Annotated in this window: 10 protein-coding genes; 4 read left to right on the forward strand and 6 right to left on the reverse strand. The window is 64.4% G+C overall.

All coding sequences use genetic code 11. The features are described from left to right. Positions 1-26: 26 nt before the first annotated feature. The gene (locus L324_RS08695; protein WP_161780830.1) at positions 27-1,871 is read right to left on the reverse strand and encodes a DNA/RNA helicase domain-containing protein; all 1,845 of its coding nucleotides are present in this window, start codon (positions 1,869-1,871) and stop codon (positions 27-29) included. A 30-nt stretch (positions 1,872-1,901) separates the two neighbouring features. On the opposite strand from L324_RS08695, the gene L324_RS40835 reads away from it, so the two are divergent. The 3 genes from L324_RS40835 to L324_RS08710 all read left to right on the forward strand — a co-directional run bounded on the left by L324_RS40835 (position 1,902) and on the right by L324_RS08710 (position 7,089). Further along, positions 1,902-3,422 (forward strand): EVE domain-containing protein, encoded by a 1,521-nt coding sequence (locus L324_RS40835; protein ID WP_161780831.1) that lies wholly within the window; start codon positions 1,902-1,904, stop codon positions 3,420-3,422. A gap of 90 nt (positions 3,423-3,512) precedes the next feature. Beyond that, a complete protein-coding gene (locus L324_RS08705) occupies positions 3,513-5,375 on the forward strand; it encodes a DUF2075 domain-containing protein (RefSeq protein ID WP_235783456.1) in 1,863 nt (620 codons plus the stop codon). A 379-nt stretch (positions 5,376-5,754) separates the two neighbouring features. Next, positions 5,755-7,089 carry a hypothetical protein gene (locus L324_RS08710; RefSeq protein WP_037305561.1) on the forward strand — a complete coding sequence of 445 codons (1,335 nt, stop codon included), beginning with the start codon at positions 5,755-5,757 and terminating at the stop codon, positions 7,087-7,089. Positions 7,090-7,300: 211 nt separating this feature from the next. Here the strand turns inward: L324_RS08710 and L324_RS08715 are convergent, their stop codons facing one another. Then, entirely contained in the window at positions 7,301-8,470 is a 1,170-nt protein-coding gene (locus L324_RS08715; protein WP_201769641.1) for a NaeI family type II restriction endonuclease, read from the reverse strand. Between the two features lie 330 nt (positions 8,471-8,800). On the opposite strand from L324_RS08715, the gene L324_RS08720 reads away from it, so the two are divergent. Next, entirely contained in the window at positions 8,801-10,009 is a 1,209-nt protein-coding gene (locus tag L324_RS08720; protein WP_152546736.1) for a restriction endonuclease, read from the forward strand. A 409-nt stretch (positions 10,010-10,418) separates the two neighbouring features. On the opposite strand, the gene L324_RS42160 is transcribed toward L324_RS08720, so the two are convergent. Genes L324_RS42160 through L324_RS41450 form a run of 4 tightly spaced genes read right to left on the reverse strand, consistent with a single transcriptional unit; the run spans position 10,419 to position 20,020 of the window. Beyond that, positions 10,419-15,614: an FtsK/SpoIIIE domain-containing protein gene (locus L324_RS42160; RefSeq protein WP_161780832.1), complete on the reverse strand. Its 5,196-nt coding sequence runs from the start codon at positions 15,612-15,614 to the stop codon at positions 10,419-10,421. After that, on the reverse strand, positions 15,598-17,295 hold the full coding sequence (gene dptG / locus L324_RS08740; protein ID WP_152546738.1) for a DNA phosphorothioation-dependent restriction protein DptG: 1,698 nt from the start codon (positions 17,293-17,295) through the stop codon (positions 15,598-15,600). The genes L324_RS42160 and dptG overlap by 17 nt, the downstream gene beginning before the upstream one ends. Continuing rightward, positions 17,292-19,160 (reverse strand): hypothetical protein, encoded by a 1,869-nt coding sequence (locus L324_RS08745; protein ID WP_152546739.1) that lies wholly within the window; start codon positions 19,158-19,160, stop codon positions 17,292-17,294. Before L324_RS08745 ends, dptG begins: the two co-directional genes overlap by 4 nt. Beyond that, on the reverse strand, positions 19,157-20,020 hold the full coding sequence (locus tag L324_RS41450) for a helix-turn-helix domain-containing protein (protein ID WP_161780833.1): 864 nt from the start codon (positions 20,018-20,020) through the stop codon (positions 19,157-19,159). Before L324_RS41450 ends, L324_RS08745 begins: the two co-directional genes overlap by 4 nt. Positions 20,021-20,137 lie beyond the last annotated feature (117 nt).

Genomic DNA, 20,137 nt, shown 5'->3' on the forward strand with positions numbered 1-20,137 from the left:
ACCACCGACACTTTCCCGGCCAACGGCTAGGCACGTGCAAGTGTCTTGCTCTGAACCAGCGAATGGAGGAATTTCTGTGTGTCCTCGTCGTCCGAGTAGACCCGGCAACCGCGGCTGGCGCGGGTCAGCAGAACCCAATAGATGTTCAAGGCCAGCGGCAGATACTCTTCAGGCGTCAAACGGGCCTTTTTGATTTTCGGGTCTTTACTCTCGTTCGGATCGGCCACCCAGCGACCGCCGCGTCGCACGAGGTCCTTGCCCATGATGACGCCGCCGAACTCGTATTCCAGTGCCTGCGCGGTGTAGACGCAGCCGACCTGTCCCTCACCTCCGGGGTCGGTCGCCCAGAAGACGCTCTCCGGGGCCACGGCCCGCTCCTTGTCGTCCAGCACCGTCACGTCCGCGTTCCACGGCCGGCGCCAGGTCCTCTTGACCTTGTCGGAGCCGGTCCAGTGGACGACGACGTCTTCCTCCAACGTCTCCTTGGGCCCCGTCCGGGTCCAAGGCCAGCAGAACCCGGCGCTCATCCGCGCCCGGTGTCCACTTGCTGACTGCTTGTCGAGCCAGGACTGCAGGACCTCCGGATCCTCGGCGACGGCGAAGTCGTAGTCGCCGTCGGTCCGCCATGTGCCGGGCGTACCCGTCGTGCTCAGTACCGACCCCAGCCAGTTCTGGTATCGCTGCGATCCTCCGCATCGGAACTGGGCTTCCAGGTCCACCAGAACGGGCCGGCACGTGGCACCGACGGTATACGCGAACCTGTCCAGGTCCTGCAGCGAGAATCCCTCGCCAGGCCGGATCACCTGGCGCTCGTCGAAGAACACGACGGTGACCGCGGCCTTTTCCATGATGTCGACCAGGTTGGCACGCGGTTTGGTGACTCGCTGGGCTTCGTCGATGAGAACGACGTTGACCTTGCCCTCGCTCGGTTTCCAGAAGTCGACGAAACCGAACAGTCCCTTGCCGGCATCATCCGTGGCCGCACGGGCGAGTTGCCTTCGCAGTGTCTTCGTCGGCGTCAGGTATTGCGTCGCGCACTCGATGTCGGCTGAACGCAGATAGCGAGGCAGCCCCGCCACCAGGCGTGCCGCGATCACCGATTTCCCGGTACCTGGGCCGCCCCTCACGGCCAGGACACGTCGTTCGCCGAGCCGTGCGGCCGCGCCGACCGCCTCCAGCAGCGCCACGTAAGCGTCCTGCTGGCGCCCGATCAGACGAAACCGTGAGTCGCCGTCCAGCACACATCCCAGCTCGTCGAACAGGGCCGCCGACGGGCGGTGCGGAAGGCCCAAGAACCATTCCACGTCGGCATCGGCTGGCTCGGTGAGGTCCGCGCATCCGAGACGGGACGCGATCTCCTCGGCTGCTCCACGTAGATCACCGATTCCGAGGAGCGGCACCGCGGCGCTCTCCGACGCGTCGGCGGCCGCGTCCCTCAGTTTGTCGATCAGGGGAGCCTCCGCGTCGTGCAGCACGGCGATCCCGCGCACTTCGAACTCACCGTCGCCGGGATCCACCCAATTCCGGAGGTAGTGCTCGTAACCCGCCACCTGCCGGCCAGGATGGGTGACGACCCGCTGACCGACGTGCACCCAGAGCCCGCTGCCGACCACTACATCGGCCTTCGTCCACTGCTTGAGCTCGACTACGACCGTGACGAGCTTGCCGTCCGGACGTCGACCTATCAGCAGCGCATCGACGCGCTCGCCGGTGCGGGGCAGGCCGAACTCCAGCGCCATCCACAATTCGCCGAGCCCGGCCCCGACCAACGCGTTCAGCAACGCCGGCCAGCTCCGCTCCCAGCTTCGCCGTTCTTGTGGTTTCGGCGGCGCGCCGGACGCCGCCTCGAACTCCGCGGCCAGTTTGGCCACGAAACCATCCGACGACTCCGTCAACGCCGCGTGGATCGCCTCGACCCGTCCCCCATAAAGCATGATCCATCTCTACCAGAAGCCACCGACAATCGAGCCGTGGTCGGTACAGCCCGGTTGTCGGTGACGATCGCTATCGTGCCGATCATGAACGACGAGCAGTTGGTTCTGCAGCCGCGCGGCGGCACCCGGTACAACGGCCCGGCCAACTTCGATCTGTCCGTTCGCCGCGGTGTGCGTCTCGCGGACCACGCCGCCACGCTCGGCGCCGATCTCGCAGTTCTCGAGACGCTTTACCGGGATGAGCCGGCCAGGATCTGGGGCTCGACACCGACGCGTTCGTCGGGCAACGCGAAGGCCGTCGCGCTCCGCGGCCGCAAGGTCGGAGACCAGGTGCTGTTCTACGCGGACATGGCGTTCTTCGCGAAGGCCACCATCCTGCACCTGTTCCACAACCCGGACCTCGCGAAGTCGGTGTGGGGTACCGACGAGGACGGCGACACGTGGGAGCACATCATGGCGCTCGGCGACGTGCACGAGTTCGAGGTCCCGATCCCCGCCGCCCGGATCCTGGGGCCGCTGGGCCTCTCGACACCGCTGCGCAGTCTCACGCTCGTGTCTGCGGACAAGCACACTTCAGTCAGAGACCTGATCACGGCCGGAGGGAACCGCCCGCCCGCGCACTGGATCCTGGGATGCGACCTTGACCAGTGGGACGTGTGGTCCTGGTGGGAGAGCCGATCGGCGTCCACCGCGACCTTGACCATCACGCGCCACGTCGACGAGTTGCGGATCGGCGATCGCTTCGCCTTGTGGGTTTCCGGTGGCACCGCAGGCATTTACGCCATCGGCACGCTCACTTCGACGCCGTATCCGGTCGAAAGCCCCGAGGACGGAGCCACGCGTCACGTCGTCGACGTGCGCTTCGATCGCTTCTTGTTCGACCGACCACTGACCAGGCAGGCGCTGGAATCGGATCCTGTGTTCGCCGACCTCACGACAATGATGTCCGACGGCGCCGGCTCGGTCCCGCTGACACCAGGACAGTGGACGCCGATCGAGCGGACGGCGGACGACCGAGGCAGGACGGGACCTGCAGAGCCAGCAGAAACCGTCGTGACCTCGCGCCCGCCGGGCAGCGTCCCGGAGACGGCGATCGCGAGTGGCGGTTCGGGCAGCCATGTGGTGGATTTTCCCGAAGCGAGGCTGGTCGAGCGTTACGCCGACTTCGTGGATCGAGAACTGTTGTGCCTCAGTGCCCTTCTCCCCACCGGCGAGCGGCTCGTCTGCGACCTCTTCGACCCCGCGACGAACACCCTCATCGAGGCCAAGGCGTCCAACCGGCGCCAGGACGTCCGTATGGCGCTCGGCCAGCTCCTGGATTACCGGCACCACCTCAAACCCGGCGCCGAACTGGCGGTACTGCTCCCCGCCAAGCCCGCATCGAGCATCATCGAGGTACTCAGAGCGCAGGGCGTGGAAGTGATCTACCCGGACGGAGACGTGTTTCGCGGTGAAGGGGCGCGAATCGGCGGGTCATCTTCGGGATGAACTCGAACTCCTGTACGGTGATCGCTATACAGCCGCCTGGCTTCCACGGGCTCGCCCGCGGACACGCCACACATGTATGGGAGTTCCGTCGTGTCGTCGTTCCTGCTTTCCAGGTCCGCGCAGAGCGTTCTGCAGCTCGCCGCGGGTGACACCCTCGCTGATCAGCTCGCCACCCAGTTCGCCGTCAAGTACGGTTTCCGCCCGTCCGACTCCGAGCGGCGTTCGTGGCGGTTGAGCCTGCCCGCACTCGCTCAAGAACTGGTGGAGTGCGGACTCGGCGAGGTCGAGATGCTCGTCGAGTATCAACTGCCGCTGTCCAGCCTCCGCGCCGATGTCGTGCTCGCCGGCGTCCATCCCGAGTCCGGCAGGTCGTCCTACGTCGTCGTGGAGCTCAAACAGTGGAGCAGCGCGACCGTCGAGGAGGACGAACCCCGGCTGTGCACCGTGCCGGGTGCCAAGCGCGCGTTGCTGCACCCGGTCTCCCAGGTCGAGCAGTACTGCGAGTACCTCGTCGACTTCACCCGTGTGCTGCACGACAGCCCTGGCGACGTCGTCGGTGTCGCCTACCTGCACAACGCCGACGACGCGGGGGTCGCGTCGCTGCTCGAGCTGCCGCCCCGGCAGTACGGGCAGATGTTCACCGCGTCGAACCGCACCGCGCTGCGGACATTCCTGAACACCCGCCTGGCCCCCAAGCCCGGCATCCAGGCCGCCGAAGACCTCACGAACAGCAGGATCGCACCGAGCAGGCAGTTGATGGCGGTCGCCGCCGACGAAATCAAGCACCAGCGCAGCTTCGTGCTGCTCGACGAGCAGCAGGTCGCCTACCTGATGGTCCTGCGAGCGGTCCGGCGTGCCCACGACGCCGACAGCAAGGAAGTCATCATCGTCAACGGTGGCCCGGGTTCCGGCAAGAGCGTCATCGCGCTCGAACTCCTCGGCGAGCTCTTCCGGAACGGCTACAGCGCGATCCACGCGACCGGGTCGAAATCGTTCACCACCACCCTGCGCAAGATCGCGGGCAAAGGCACCACCCAGGTACAGAAGCTGTTCCAGTACTTCAACAGCTTCTCCCAGGCGGGACACAACCACCTGACAGTCCTGATCAACGACGAAGCCCACCGCATCCGCGAGACCTCCAACAACCGCTACACCCCGGCAGCGAAACGCAGCACCAAGCCACAGGTCGAAGAACTCATCGACGCCGCCCGCGTCCCCGTCTTCCTGCTCGACCAGCACCAGGTCGTCCGTCCCGGCGAACTCGGCTCCTACGACGAAATCCACGCCAAGGCAACAGAGAAGGGCCTCACGGTCCGGCGGATCGATCTCGACGGCCAGTTCCGCTGCGGCGGCAGCCGCACCTACGAACAATGGGTCCTGGACCTGCTGAGCCTCTCTGGCAACCCTCCCGCCCCGTGGACGGGCGACGACCGATTCGAACTGGCCGTCGCCGACAACCCGGCCGCCCTCGAAGCCCACCTCGCCACGAAACTCGACCAAGGCTTCGGCGCGCGGATGACCGCCGGTTTCTGCTGGCCCTGGAGCGACGCCCACCCCAGCGACGGCCTGATCGACGACGTCGTCATCGGATCCTGGAAACGTCCCTGGAACGTCAAGGGCGACCGCGGGGTCAACGGCGCACCCCCCTCCCAGCTGTGGGCGACCGATCCCGCCGGCTTCGGCCAGGTCGGCTGCATCTACACCGCGCAAGGCTTCGAATACGACTGGAACGGCGTGCTCTTCGGCCCGGACCTGGTCTGGCGGACCGACCGCTGGGTGGCCGCCCCCTCCGCCAGCAAGGACACCGTCGTCGCCCGCGCCAAGCCGGACGAGTTCGAGCGGCTCATCAAGCACACCTACAAGGTGCTGCTGACCCGCGGCATGCAGGGAACAGTCCTGTACTCGACGGACCCCGAAACGCAGGCACTGTTCCACACACTCGCCGACGCCTGACCCTCGCGAACCCAGCGCGGGCAGTCATCGAACGCCACCGGTCCGGTACGGGCCACAGACCGCGCCGGTGAGCGATACGACGACGTGGGTGGCGCGGTTCGCAACCCACGAAAGGAAGCCTATGTGGGCTTGGTTCGTCGGCGGTTATGCGGTGCTCATCGCGTATTCAGCACACGTCGCCATTTCCTGTCACGACAAACAGCGTCGTGCCGACGCGCTCAAGGCCCTCGAACCACGGTCTGGACACCGCCCGGGCTAGCAGAGGAGCAAGGTCGGCTTCCCCTGCACATACGATGACGACTGCACCAGGCTTGGCGGGTTGCGCGTGCCGTCTGCTACCGCTGCTGAGCTGGTCCGACCCGGACGCGGGAGTCTGCCCATGCCGTTGCTGCTCGATATGCCTTCCGAACGGGCTGACCGGGTCTTCTTGCATCCTTTGCATCAGGAAGCTGCCGCTGCTGCTGTGGAGCTGATCACTGCTCTCCGGCAGTGCCGCAGCAGCGGTGACTACTTCAGTTTTCAGCAGGCGCTGCTGTCGCGGGTGCTCGCAGTGCAGGAGCACCGGTTGAGATGCAGGAGAGTCGGAAAGCTGCTTCGGCAAGGGAAGAAGGTACCTCGAGATGCTCCTGAGCTGAGGTTAGGCGATCCCGCCGACGGTGAGAGCTGGGAGCTAGAAGCTGACGTCTGCGAGCGCGTTGACCGGCAGCTGCGCTCGATCGCGGACGCGCTCGCCTGGCGGGTGTTCGGCTATGACCGGCAGGTCATCATCGCGCTCTCGCGCAATCAGCGCCCTGGCCCGATGGCAGGCAAGAGCGGCCTTTCAGCCGAGCTCGGGTTCGTCACTGATTACTGGCGGGACGAACGCCGGTTTGTCCTGTTACACGATCTGACCTCGTGCCTGAGCATCGGCGACGCCACCTCGTTCACCGAAGTCGGCGACGAATACGAAGCGTATCTGCATGAGATTAAGTCTCATCCTGGCCGGAAGGTCTCGCGGCAGCGCAGGCGCCAGCAGATGGCAGAAGAAGCGATTCGCTCTGGCGGCCTGCTGCCCGGCGAGCTTCCCGGGAAACTTGCGCCACTCGATATCCCGTATAAGACTCACCTCGACCTGCTCAGCAGGTCGTTCAGCCTGGCACATGAACGCGGGCTCCAGGGGATGAAACTCCCTGGAGGCCGGGCTCTCGTTACAGCCGATATCGCCCGTGGCTACGAGCTCTGGCGGGAACAGGAATTCGTTGACCGGACAGCGGCCGAGCACCGGCGAGCAGCTAAGCGGGCACACATCCTGAACGGCGCGCACCTCGTCTACGCCCGGAGCGATGACCGGGTGGCCCGGTCTCCGACATTGCCGCCTTGGGCGATCTATCCGCTCTCGCCTGCGCTGTGCGCGAGGCTGATCACGGACTACGCGCTGTTCATCGTGACACTGTCTTCGGAAGCGGTGCTGGCGGCACTCGAGGACACCGGAGTGGCTGCTAGCTGGGTACTCCCCCGGGGCCTCGAGAACGTCCAGCCAGATCAGGTGGTCCTCCGTGCGTACGCTGCTGGCCGCACGATCGAGCTGCACTGGGCCGAGCTGGAGAGGAGCCTGCTGCTCGAGCTCATGGATCTACCCACCTGGGCAGAAGGCGTAAAACAGCTGATGAACCGCAAGGACATCGGGCAGCGGCCCTGGCCCTCGTTCACTGACGAGTGGAAGGTGTGGGCATGATCGCTCCAGACATCTCCCAGGCGCCTGCATTGCCGGGAACCCTCCCCGCGGAACATCTGTGCTGTCTACGCCAGCTCGCCGGTTCGTGAGCTGCTGTGCTGACAGCCCCCAATCCGAAACGCCGCTGCGCCCGTTCGCAACGCCCGTTACATCGAACGCTGGTTGGCAGGCACGTGAGCTGGCCTGCCAACCTGCCTGCAGAGGCACGTCTCTAGTTGGGCTGCTCAGGCAGTTTGAACCGCGGAATCGCCGGCGCAGGGATGATCGGCTCATCGGAGTGCGCGACGGCCCACCACTTGTGGTCCAGCCAGAACTTCGGCCGGTCAGCATCGCGGCCCACCTCAGCGAGACGGACGGACACCCACTCCCCCTTAGCAGGAACAGGCAGCTTGAGACGGCGCGCTATCGCAGGATGAGCTTCCTGAGCCCCCAGAACGACAAGCCCCTCGGGCCGTAAGGCTATCCGCGCGTCGCGGACTCGCTTCGGAGAATCGTCTTGCTGCGCCACCGTAAGCACGGTATGCCGGCTCACCACACGGCCTGCCAGCTCCCGGAAAAGCTGATTGACGCGCTCTTGCCCCGAGACGTCTCGCAGGATCCTGCCGCGCTGCTCCGGCGCGAGGTGAAGCAGGTGGTTGGTAGGCAGATCGTCCTGGATTCCTCCCCAGAGCCAGAAAATGTCCCGCAGCCCGTCATCTGCGATTTTACGTTTGTAGTCGCGGTTGTAGGCGCGCAACGAGTTACCTGAAGCATCTGGCTTCTTCCACCGCAGCCGCTGATCGGTGACCCGGATCAGACCAGCAGCCCACTCACTGCGGTCATCACTGAACCACGTGAGCAGGGCAGGATGGTCAGCCCGACCGGACTGGTCCCCATGATCAGCACATCGGTACATCTCCATAGGGATCTCCCAGCCGCCGAGCTCGCGGGAGAACTTGCAATCAAGATCAGCCCCAGCGACCTTCCAGTCGAGGTCCACGCCAGCTTCAATACAGAACTCTTTTGTCAGATTCACCTCGACAGCAGTACCGAGGTAGGTCTTCTCGGTTTTGGACAGATGCTGGTAGCACCATCTACCGGTGCGCTGCCCATCCAGCAGTTCGTCGAGCGAGTCACGCAAGGCCCACCGGAACCGCTCGCGTGCTTCATGCTGGCTGTAGAACCAATCAACGCACGGCTGCAGGTCCTGGGGCGGGCTGGCCGCGCTATCCCGCGGGATAGGGAAGGCGCCCACGGGCCTGGTGGACATGCCCCGTTCCGGCACCGGGTGCACCAGGAATTTGTTGCGCTTCCAGCTCGTGGCACGTGCCCGGGAGTCAACTGCAGCAGCACGTCTGACGTTCAGCGGCAACGCCAGAGCCCCCTGATTACCAATAGTCACTCTGCCGACTATCCCAGATAGCCCGGACTTCCAGCGAGCAGAGCGACCACGCACTCGGACGATCTTCCAGCCGCACCACATGCCACCGCCACTGCCTCGGCCATGACGAACGCAGAGAAACCCAGGCCGGAAGCACCACGCCGAGCCTCGGCTCGTCACCGACCTGCTGAGCGGAAAGCGCCGGGCATAGTCATCCACTCCGCATCACCAGACGACACCGCGACCGGGTCAGCCTCACCAGGCGCAAGAGGAGCACCAGCGAGAACGCTACGATGATCCAGAAAGCTCATGGTGGGCACGTGACGCGCCTCCCGGGAGCAGGTCCAGCACATGGAGGCACTGAACTCGGCCATGACGCAGCCACAGGCAATAGCGTTCTCCGACCTCGGCCAGGCGGACCTCGTCGTCGACCGCATCTACGAAGGCGGCACCGCAGGTACCTTCGCCGACGACCCCCTCGCCGCTCTGCTCCCCGTCGGCAACCAGGGCGGCTTCAGATACAAAGGCTCGCCCCGGCAAGGCAGCGTCAAAATTGCGGCACTCTACTCGACCGCCGCGGAACCCGACTGGCCCGACGCACTGGACCCCCAAACCGGGATCTTCACCTACTACGGGGACAACCGCAGCGCTGGACGCGACCTCCACGACACCCAGCGAGACGGCAACCTCCTCCTCAGAGACGTCTTCAGCCTCACCCACGGAAGCGACCGTGACCGTGCCACAGTGCCGCCATTCCTGCTCTTCGAGAAAGTAAGCCCCGGCCGCAGAATCGTCTTCCGCGGACTGCTCGCGCCCGGCGCGGCCACGCTGACTGAGGACGACGAGCTAGCCGCCATCTGGCGAAGCAGCAACGGCAGCAGATTCCAGAACTACAGGGCACGCTTCACCGTGCTCGACGTCGCCACAGTATCCCGGGCATGGCTCAACGACATCCTTGCCGGCAACACCAACGACAGCCCACACTGCCCGCCTGCCTGGACCGCCTGGGTACAGGGCCGGTCCTATCGCCCACTGCTAGCACCATCGACAACAGTCATCCGGAAAAAAGCTGAGCAGCTTCCCGCCGATGCTGACGGCCGAGCGATCCTGCAGCACATCCGCGAGTTCTACCGCAAGAACGCACACGGCTTCGAAGCGTGCGCCGTCCAGCTCTGGCGGCTACTCGCACCCCGGACCACCCGCTGCGATGTCACCCGGCCAAGCCGCGATGGCGGACGGGACGCGATCGGCGAATACACCCTGGGACCCCGATCAGACCCCATCACAATCGACTTCGCCCTCGAAGCAAAGTGCTACAGCGACACGACATCCGTCGGCGTCCGCGACGTATCACGCCTCATCGCCCGCTTGCGCCACCGGCAGTTCGGCGTCTTCATAACAACGTCCTATTTCGACCGGCAGGCCTACACCGAGATCCGCGAAGATGGCCATCCCATCGTCCTCATCAGCGGTCGCGACATTGTCGACGTGCTCAGGGACCACGGGTACAGCGACCTGCAAGCGGTACGCGCATGGCTTACCGGTATCCCCACTACATGACGTCACGACACGCAGTTGAACCACCAAAGTACCGAGGACAGGCCTGACCTCGGCGCCAGAACGTACTGGTCAACAGACACCGGCTCGGGAATGCCCTGAGCATATTGCCAGGCGGGCGGTCTCAGCCCGCTAACACAGCATTGTCAGTTTGCCGCAAACCTGGCTGGGGCGGGGTCTACCCAGGCTATGTTGTCGTCGTTGCCGTCCTGTCAGAGACCGATGCTGCTGTCATTGTCCTAAGTCAGGGGCATCGCGGCGATGACAGGCCACTCCCAGGGCGTCTTATTGACGAAACAGCAGGTCACGGCGGCGCTGTCGAGAATATCTGCATAGTCGCGCTACGCGCCCGGCAGGGATGGGCACTGAATACGACGCCCAGTTACCCCGCCCTGCTCTGACCTGACTGCGATCAGGTGCCCACCGCGCCCCTTACATCGGTGATAGTAGTGAGAGGCGCCTGCAGCCGGATGGTCCGCCCGTTCCGATAGAACAGCAGGTCACCGTCTCCGAGCAGGTCCTCAGCACCGCCGCGGTCGAGCACCGTCCGGGAGTCCGTCGCGCTCGGGAGCGAGAAGGCGATGCGGGCGCTCAGATTTGCCTTAATGCTCCCGGTAATCACGTCAACGCTTGGCCGCTGCGTAGCCAGGACAAGAAAGACCCCATATGCGCGGGTCAGCTGGGCGTAGCGCTGGACCATCTCACTGAAGGCTCGCCGATCCGACCCGGCGAGGACCAGATCTGAGAACTCGTCGACCAAGATCACAAGCTGAGGAAGATCCTCGAGCCGCCCGCCGGATTCGTAATACTCCGATGCCGAGCTGACACCTGCCTCCTCCAGGATCGGCCCTCGCCGTGCTATTTCAGTGTCTAGTGTGAACTGCAACCTCTCAAGAGCTTCGTCGGGATCACTGATGATGGCGTTGCCGCGCACATGTGGCGCGCGCGCGAACGCCGCAAAGTCAAGCCGTTTCGGGTCGATGATTAGTATGCTGAGCTGCCCTGGTGTTCGTTGACGAAGTAGCTCAAGCAGCAGGCCTCGCAGGAAGACACTTTTTCCGGAACCGGTCGCGCCGGCGACGAGTAAATGTGGGAGCCGCGAGAGGTCCGCAATTTCCACTGCTCCACTGGGAGCAACTCCGGCCACAAAGCTCAGGGCTCCTGGCCGAGCCGTTGATTCATCGAGCCTGCCGAGAATCGACCTCAATGGCACAGTCTGGCGATCGCTGCGCGGCACGTCTACGGTGACGTAGCCGGGCTCATCACCTATCACGATCTCGCCAGGCGCCGCAGTTTCCCGACCAAGGTCTCTTGAGCGGCGCTCGATGTCGCTGATCGATAGTTTTCCGAGGGTCCTGGTGCGAAATCGGATTAGGCTCGGGCCAGCGAGTGCGAGCTCGACGCGAAAAGGTTCGACGGAGAGCCCGTATTTGGTGAACGCCTCGTCGAGCCGGGTGGCGTAAATGCTGGCCTCTGGTGGCAATGATCCGTCATAGGCTTCCGTTGTCAGATCGTCTTGCGCGCTAGCGTTATCCGGTTTGCTACCGTCGTGGTCGGGCTTGGGTTCCGGCGTGGGACCGACATCGGGACCTGATGGCGAGGGACCGCTGTCTGGGCCCGATGCAGTTCCGTCGTCTTCACCACCCGGCTCACTGAAAGTCAAATGGGCGAGGTCTAGTGGGCGTGGGATTGCGTCTCCCGCCGCAAGTGCACGCAACGCTGGTCGGCCTAGCCTGACGTGGCCGAATTTCCCCTCGCTGTTGAGCGCCTGCCGGTGAGCAGGCACTGCACTGCTGGCCTCAATGCTAACGAAGTCTCCGTACAAGGTCTTGGTTCCCGCCTGGAAATCGAGCCGCAGGCTGAACTCTCCTCGTGACACTGCTTCGAGGGCACTTTCAAGTCCTGCTCGCTGAGTCTGCGACATCAGGCCGAATGCGGAGGCGCGGGTGGCGGCCGCGCGAATCAATTCGGCGAGGTCGCGTGCTCGGAACATGCGGCCTGGCGAAGCAGTGTCCCCAAAAGTGGACTGGAGCCAGTCCCGAGCACGCTTGAGCTGCTGATGCGCAGTTGTCGCTGCGCCGGGGTCGGTTGAGCCCCGGTACTTCACCTCGAGCAGCCGGCCGCGGAGAACAACCGTGCCTGATTCATGTTCAGGGATCCTCACGTACAGCAGGTCATCGCAAAGAAAACCCTTGCTCGGCTGCACACCTTGCGGAAGCGACTTCAGCATCTCATCGATTGACAGGACGAGTCCCGTAGCTGACTCGCCGTGCAGCCCACCGTCAAGATCCTGAATACTCGCCACGGCCACCGCGAGCCCGATCCGTTCGTGCAAATCGTTCGGATTGGCCCCGACAAGATCCAATGCCCACTGTCCGCTTACCCCATTAAACAGCCGCAGCATGAGGTCCAGGCCCGCTTCAGTCGGCTGCCCCAACTCTTGAATAGCCTGGCGCAACGCGCGCCTGTAGGGCTCGACACGGTCAGTTGCGGTGATTGCGTCAAGCCCAGGCTGGGCGAGGTCGTGCCGGTCCTCGTAGTCAATGAGGTACCGGGCACCTCGGCCTCTGGCGTCAGGTGCGAACGCTTCCAGCCCGAGAAGCCGGTCCAGGTGAACAACCCAGGCGCTCCCTCTATAGAGCGTATGGAGGTAGTCACGGTCAATCCGGGTCGAGGGCATCCGGGTGCGCCCGCGGGCGAGGGGGTCTCGTGGCATCCCGCCCACAACTTCCAGACAGCGCTGGACGAGACAGGACAGCATGCCGGACACATGTGAACCCGTGAATGTGCCCCACATGAACGTTTTCTCGTTCCGGCCCGGTTCAGTGTAGCGTCCGGGAACAGCGGCGAGCCCTCCTGCGAACAGGGTGCCCGCTCGAGCGTTCAGTTCGACGGTGGCCGGCTCGCGCTGGAGCGACGAGTCAAAGACGAACGACAGATGGGCAAATATAGGCTTGCCTTCATCTGGTGCCGCCCGAACGACTTCGAGCCGGTCCTGCAGCAGGCGATCTGTGATGACGTTCCGCTCAGTGCTGTCGATCTGGCCCGCTACCAGATCCTCCAGCACTGTCCGGGTCTCGGTGGAGCTGACGATAGTGACGGCGAGCTTAGGTAGGGGTGTGGGCGCGGACCCTAGTGCGTGGGGCCTCGCGAGCAGGCGGAGGGCTTCCAGCACTACGGCTGCATTGCCCGGTTCGTGAAAGGCGAGGCCAAGTTCCTGCCGCTCGTCGAGGTACTCAGGGTGAACCCGCGTGAAGTGTTCCACGCGCTGCTTGATGTACGCCGGCCTGTTCTCGCTGGCAACGCCGATGGCTGCTGGCTTGTATTTCCTCCAGAGGAGCGGGACGTGACCACCCGTCTCGTACCAGGTCCCGTGCATGGCGAAGTAGGGGACGAGGTGCCGCATTGTGCAGGCGCGAATATCTTGAAGCTGGACATCGCTTGCCCGCCCGTGCCACGACTCGAACTCTTCCGACAAGGTCATTAGGTACGCAACACTGAGGGGGCTTGTGGGCGCGATGAGGATCTCGCCAGATGCCCCGTCCACGACGGCGTCCATCAGGAACAGCCGTTCATACTCGGCCGCGAACCGGGCACTCTCCAGGAGCGCCTCGAGGAGTTTCTCATAGGCAGCGACGTAAGCTCGCGCCTCGTCAACGGCATGACCTGCACCGATCGCGTGCACTGAACCGTGCGGGCGCACTGCTGTGAAGAACATCGTTCGCGCGCCCATGAACGTCTCGAATTCTTCGATACCTGACACGTCCAGGGAGTCCAGGCTCGAGTACCGGTCTATGGTCAGTACGCCGGCGGTTGTTACGACACTGAAGGCGGTCACGTGCGGCAGATTGAGTATCTGCTGTTCGATGTCGAGGCCGTCCCGGCCGCCCCCAAGGCCTTGGGAGGCAAGATCAAACCTGGCCGGAGTCGCGATTACCCCGGCACGAGCGTGATCCCCTCCAACCGTGACGAGGAAGCGGGCATCGCCGAGTTCGTTGCCGTTGCGGCGTGCAAGGAGACGCGCGTGCGGGACGCTCTCGGCCAGCTGCGGCACGGTAGGTGACCAGCTCCCACCGTCGTCTCCTGATCCATCACCCTCCTCCCCTGACTCGTCACCAACCTCCCCTGGTTCCTCGCCGCTCTCACCAGGTTCCTCACCCTCCTCGCCCGGTTCCTCAGCTGGGTCTTCCGGTTCGGGATCCAATGGGCCTGGCAAAGGTTCGTCATCGATCAGCAGAGTTATGGGATGTTCCTCCCCGTTCCACCGGGTCAAGCAGACCTCGGGATCTCCGCTCTCCGGTTCCGGATCGGGACGTTCAACAGCGGGCTGTCCCGCAAGCTCACCAGCCGGGCCGAGCGCCAGCACTTGTGGGTTGGCCGCGCTGCGAAATGCCGAGGCCGTTAGGTCAAAGTCGAGTGCGGGCTCAAATGGTGCCCAGCTCCCGGTGTCGAGGTACACAGCCAGCTCGGCCGCTTGCCCTGAGGGCATTTGGATGCGCGCGAACCGCCACCCTGCCCCATCAACCACAATCTCCACATGGCGGTCACCGGCCGCAACCGCTATCTCGAGAGACTCGCCTGAGTCAGACCAGGTCAGGCTCGCCAGCGTGTCCGAACCAGCAGCCGACGAAAGCGCGACGTTGATTTGCCCCCCTCCTGGCTTCCACACCATCGCACGGTTGCCAAGGGTGACGACCGCGGATTCGCTCAGCGAGAGAGGGGAGGCTAGCCGGACGGCGCGGGCTGCTGTCTTAGAGCCAGGCATATCGTCGAAAGTGAATTGCTCATAGTTGAGGCCGAACGGGGTGAGAGCGGCTAGCACACGATTGAGCCTGGCTGTGTCTGCTTCTGTGTACCGCGCGGTGAGCTTCTTCTCGAAGTCCTGTCCAGGGGCGAGCCAGTTCTCCAATGTTGTCCGCCACTTGGCGGACTCCCGCAGCCTCGCCGCGGCATAGTCGGCCTGTGTATCACTTAGGTAGCATCCCAGCGAGTGCAGCTGCGCGCCCGCATCTGATGCGTCGCTGAGCAACGCAATATGCCTGAGGCGTGCAAGGGTCGCAGCGGTGCGTGGGAGCCGTTGGAACCGCTCGTCATCGCGCAGCACTGCGCGAAGAAGCGGCTGAACCTCGGCGCTGGCTCCGGCGGCGGCACCTGCGGAAAGCTGCTGCCAGCTCAAGCCATCGAGAGTTGCCGCATCCTCGGCGGCGGTGCGCACTGTCTCTACAGGTTGCGGGTCAAGAATGAGCAGCACGTGCGTGCCAGGCCCCGAGGTGACATGATCCCGGAGCAGTGCCGCGAAGCCGGCGCTGCCAGCGTTTGGCCCCACGTCGCCGACGAGGTAGGGCAAGAGAAGCCTGCGTTTGCCAGGCTGGTCGCCAGGCAGCGGAACGCCCTGAAGAGTAACCGGGGCCCGGCCTTCAGTAATTGTCACGAGCGCGTTCGGGGCGAACTTCTCGGCGAGCGCGCCGAGTACTTGCTTTGGCTTGACGCCGAGGTGGCACCCGAGGACAAGCCTTCGGTGCCCGGTAGAGGCGGATGCCTCGCGCACGAGGGCTGACGCCACCATCTCGGCGGCGAGGTCTCGGTCGTGCTCAGGCGTAGTGAACAAAGCTTGCCTCCCCGGCATCGGAGTACCTGTCCAGAAGCCCCAGTCGTTCGAGAGTGTCCAAGAGTGCCGCTTCCTCAGCATCGTCCTGTGGCGCGAGCCCGTACCTGCGTAGCCCACGCAGGAAGCGCTCCATCGGGAGCTCCCGGTCTTTGCAGGTCAGGCGCACGAGCATGAGCAGCAGCTGCTCGTCAAGTTCAAAGTAGGTGAAGCTGGGACCGTTGCGGGAGATGAGCGACCCGGCACCTACACTTGTTGAGAGCATCAGCTGGTTGACGACTTCGGTGCTCTGTCGGCTTGGGCGGGTACGCATGTGGCGGACGTCGTCTCGCAACGCGTGCAAGCCAGGCCGGCTCTCGCCTGTCCTGCCGACGCGCACAAGTTCTTCGAACGTGGAACGGCCCTTTCTCCAGCCATCGTGATGGAGGACTGCGATAGCCGCACAAGCGGCGCCGTGCGTGCGCCTCAGGCTCGTGTCGGTGTCAAGCGCACGGGTCAGGGCGGCGATGTCGTGCCGGTCCGCTGCTTCTCCCCCGCCCAGGGCTGACCATGCACGGCAGGATAGCGTTCGGGTGACGAGGGAAGCAGGCATGTCGAGGAGGCGCTGCCGGTCGACGTCCTGGTAGGACTGCCTGCAACCGTCGCGTCCGCTGACTGGCCTGAAGCGCCCGCTTCCGATTCTGAACCGGATCGCTCCGGCCAGGCTGCAGCTGTCCAGCTGAGAGAGTTCGCGACCAGTGCACTTGCATGTCTTGATGCTGGGCGGGGGTGCGATTTGCGCTGCCGCGGCGACCGCCAGGTCGAGTTCCGAGCCGACCGCCACAGCGATCCGGTAGAGGCGAAGCGCCAGATGAAAACTCAACAAGACCGTGAGCCATTGGGTCCGTTCGGGCCGCGGAAGCTCGGTGCTAAGCACCGTTTTGAGATCCTGCTCGAAAAGCGCAAGACTCGGCTCACAAAACGGCCCCCCAGCCGAGGAAAAACTAACTTCAAATTCATTCCGATATTGCTCGAGCAGCTCAGTAGCGCTAGGCACGCTATCTTTCCGCGGCGCACCGTCAAGCATTACTCTCAGGAAGAGACGGTCGAGCGAGGTGAGCTCATCGTAGCTCACAGTCTCGTCCAGCAGCGACTGCATGAGATCAACGTTCGGGCCACCACTCTCTGAATTCCACAACAGGTACGGGAGGATCCCGCCACCGAACATCGTATATGAAACGCGTTTCGACGCGTTCTTCTTATCATCCCATACAGAATGGTGGTAGTTAAGCGGGAGCGACGCGTGCACTGGAAGTAGACGTTGTGCACCGCGGGCGCTAAAGAATCTTGACTCCAGGGCCTTCGCTGCCGCCCGGGACGCTTCCGGCCCCAGCCCAAGGCGGCCGGCGAGGTTGGTAAGAACGCCATGATCATGCAGCAAATCGTCGGAATCCGGCGCAGCTTCCTGGATCACACGCCACAAGAGCTTGTCGCGGTCGTCACCGTGCGGAACGGTTGGCATCAGCCCTTGGATACCCAGTAACTCAGCCCGCTCGCCCGTCAGGCGCGGCCGGTCATCCGTCCGCTTTTCCACCGGAAGATTGATCGGCTTCCCAGCGACGAGTAGCCGGTTTCCCTGCATCAGCACATCGATGCCGGTCTCACCGGAGATAGTCTCGAGAGCGCGACGCACGGTCGGATTCACAGGATCTCCCTAGCCCGCAGCAGGTCGGTTGCCGTGTTTCGCTTGACAATGCGGAAGCGCCGTTCCTCTGGCGATCGCTCGCGCACCAGCAATGGCTGGTCGCCGCTAGCGGCAACGCGGACACCAACCGCCCGGATCGCCTGCCGCAGCGCCAGGAAGCGCTCGAGATCGATCGTCGTAGGGATCACCCCACCGGTTGCTGCCTCACTCAGCAGCTGCCACAGGGGGTAGTCCACGGCAACAGGCTTTCTAATAATCTCGAGGGAAAGTGCAAGAGGTTGGTAGCCAACGATCTCGGCGCCAGCACGGTTCGCCGCCAGCACCGGGTCCCGCCGGCTACGCAGGGCGTGCGTTTCGACGAGCCGGACCAGTACCATGAGGTCAGCCGTCGCTGAAGCCTGCAGCGTTGACGTGGGGTAGTAGTGCTCCGGGCCTGCGACGAGGCCGAACACTCGCGCCAGTCCCTCTTCTATGACCCCGAGTGCGTTTTCCAGCGCATCCCCGCCGGCCGTGGTCTCATCTTCTCCCCCGTGCTGCGCGGCGAGTGCTGCCATGAACTCACTGGATAAGCCAGTCCCGCCTGCCAAATCACCACCCAGCCACGCCGCCCGTGCCATCATCCGACCCCAGACCCGAGCACCATCCGCCGAGGCGCCTTTGCCGCCTTCAAGCGCGGAGGCCGCCCGCTCCACAGCCGGATGAGGCATGTCTAGCGAACCGCGAAGGAGCCTGCGGAGCTGATCAGCGTCGCTATCCGGATCGAGTCCTGCATCAGCAATCAGTTTGTGCACCGGAAAGGTAACGCTGTAACTCGGTTCCCTCGTCGCGAGCTCAGCAATAAGAGACCCCTCGCCGGCTGGCCGGAGCCAGGATGTCTCGAGATGAACAGGGCCAAGAGCCCCATTACACGCCATCGCATGGAGCAGCACTGCCTCGTCCCCTTCCTTCGCGATGTCCACGATCGCGTAACAGGGATCGCGGCCATCACGATCGGCTGCCGGCAGCCCGCCGAGGGCAAGCTCAGCGGCCGCGTCCCACAGCGAGCGCGGCGCCAGCTGACGTCCTCGCGCCAGCGCAACGTCGCCGGCCGCACGGTTGATCGCGCGACGGCCCGGCTCAGCCGAGATGGCGTGCGCGTTGGCCATGGGCCAGCACCAGTCGCGAACTTTGCAGGTATTGCACCGGGGAGCGCCTTCGAGCACGCCAGACGGGTCGGCCGGATCGAAGCGGGCGAGGATCTCCTCGAAGAGGGCGCCGTCGGAACCGACGGTGGTGCGGTGGTCAAGATTGACAACGAGGATGCCGCTGCGCATCCACCCGGCTGGATCCGATGCCCCTGGCAGGGCGGGGAGCCCTAGCCGTGAGCGCAAAAGCGACTCAAGCTGGGACAGTGCAGGGGCTTCCGGCACGTCGGGCAGATCGGTAAAGAATCGCAGGGCCATTCCCGTATTCATCGCGACTATTCGGCACCCTCCTGCCGGCTCAGGGGCACCATCGCTGAAGGGAGCGAAGAACCTGGCAAGCCTCTCGGCCTGTCCCTGATCCGGGGCATCCGAATGGGTCGCATCCGCGAGGCACTCCCCAATACGACCGCCGCCTTCTTCCTGCTGACGTGCTAGAAGGTGATTCAGCGTCGCTGACTTGCCACTACCCGCGCTTCCGGTCAGGACCAGCAGCCTCAAAAATGGATTTTCGCCTAGCGCATCCCAGAGGCGCGCCTCCAGCACACCGGGGCGAGCCATAAGTGCCTGGACACCGCTGAGGTGGCCCTCGCGCACGACGGCTTCGCTGGCGCCTGCACGAAGCTGTAGCAGGCGACCGATCGGGCTCGGGTGCGATGTGTCGAAGGGATCAGAACCTGTCATGAGGGACTCTCCCAGCTGTAAAGGAGCACGGCGTCATCGTCGAGCAGGGCTTCATCGGCCAGGCGGCGTACAGCAATCCATCCCGGAACGCCGAGTCGCTCGGCCACTGCAGTCGCGCGGTCAGCTGTCCGCGGCGCCCACGGATCGCGGGCGTCCTCGTCGACCACTGGTGTCACTGTGCGCAATGCCCTCTCGAGCAGGTTGCGAGGGGACAGAAGGTGAGCGGCCAGATCGATCGCCGCGCTCTCCTCGTGGGTGCCGACCCGGGGAAACGTGCACGAGCGCTCATTGCGGGCCGCGTGCGAGGCAGCGTGTGCAAGAAGGAACCGCACCCTGGGCGCACCGCCTGCATCGCCTGGCCGGCTGGGGTCCCGGACAACCACCACATCGTTGTCCTCGAACGTCGTCGCCGGCTCTTGGCTCCCCGTCACAACGCGCGGGCGCATTCCCGCCGCGCGGCAAAGCGCCTCGGGATCGACGCGATCACCGGCGATAGCGCGGCGGAACGCACCAGTCAGCAACCTCTCGGCCTGCACTCCAGCATCGAGGCGCCGCAAGGCAGGAAGCGTGCGGTCGGACAATTGCGGTTCGGAGATCGCACGGGAAAATCTGCTGACTGCCCGCTCTGCCTCGGCTGGGAGCCGCTCGGCCGCAAGAGAGATGGCCGCCGACGAAACTGGGTCATCTAGTGCAGCAACTAGACGATCGAGCAAATCACGGCTTGGAACACGGTCGGCGGATCCGCTCTCCAAGCGCGACAGGTGGGTGTAGTTGGTTCCGCAGCGCTGGGCAAGCTCGCGGAGCGTCAGGCCCTGACGATTCCGCTCCGCGCGCAGGACGTCGCCGAACGGCGTAGGCACACTCGGTTCCATACACAACTCTTGCACTTCACAGGGCGCCATGTCTATCCTAAATGAGCGTTGCGGCAACACGCAACTCTTGTCGGTAAATCACGATCACTAGTGTCGTCCTTAACA

It is taken from the genome of Amycolatopsis orientalis DSM 40040 = KCTC 9412 (assembly GCF_000478275.1).
Classification (GTDB): domain Bacteria; phylum Actinomycetota; class Actinomycetes; order Mycobacteriales; family Pseudonocardiaceae; genus Amycolatopsis; species Amycolatopsis orientalis.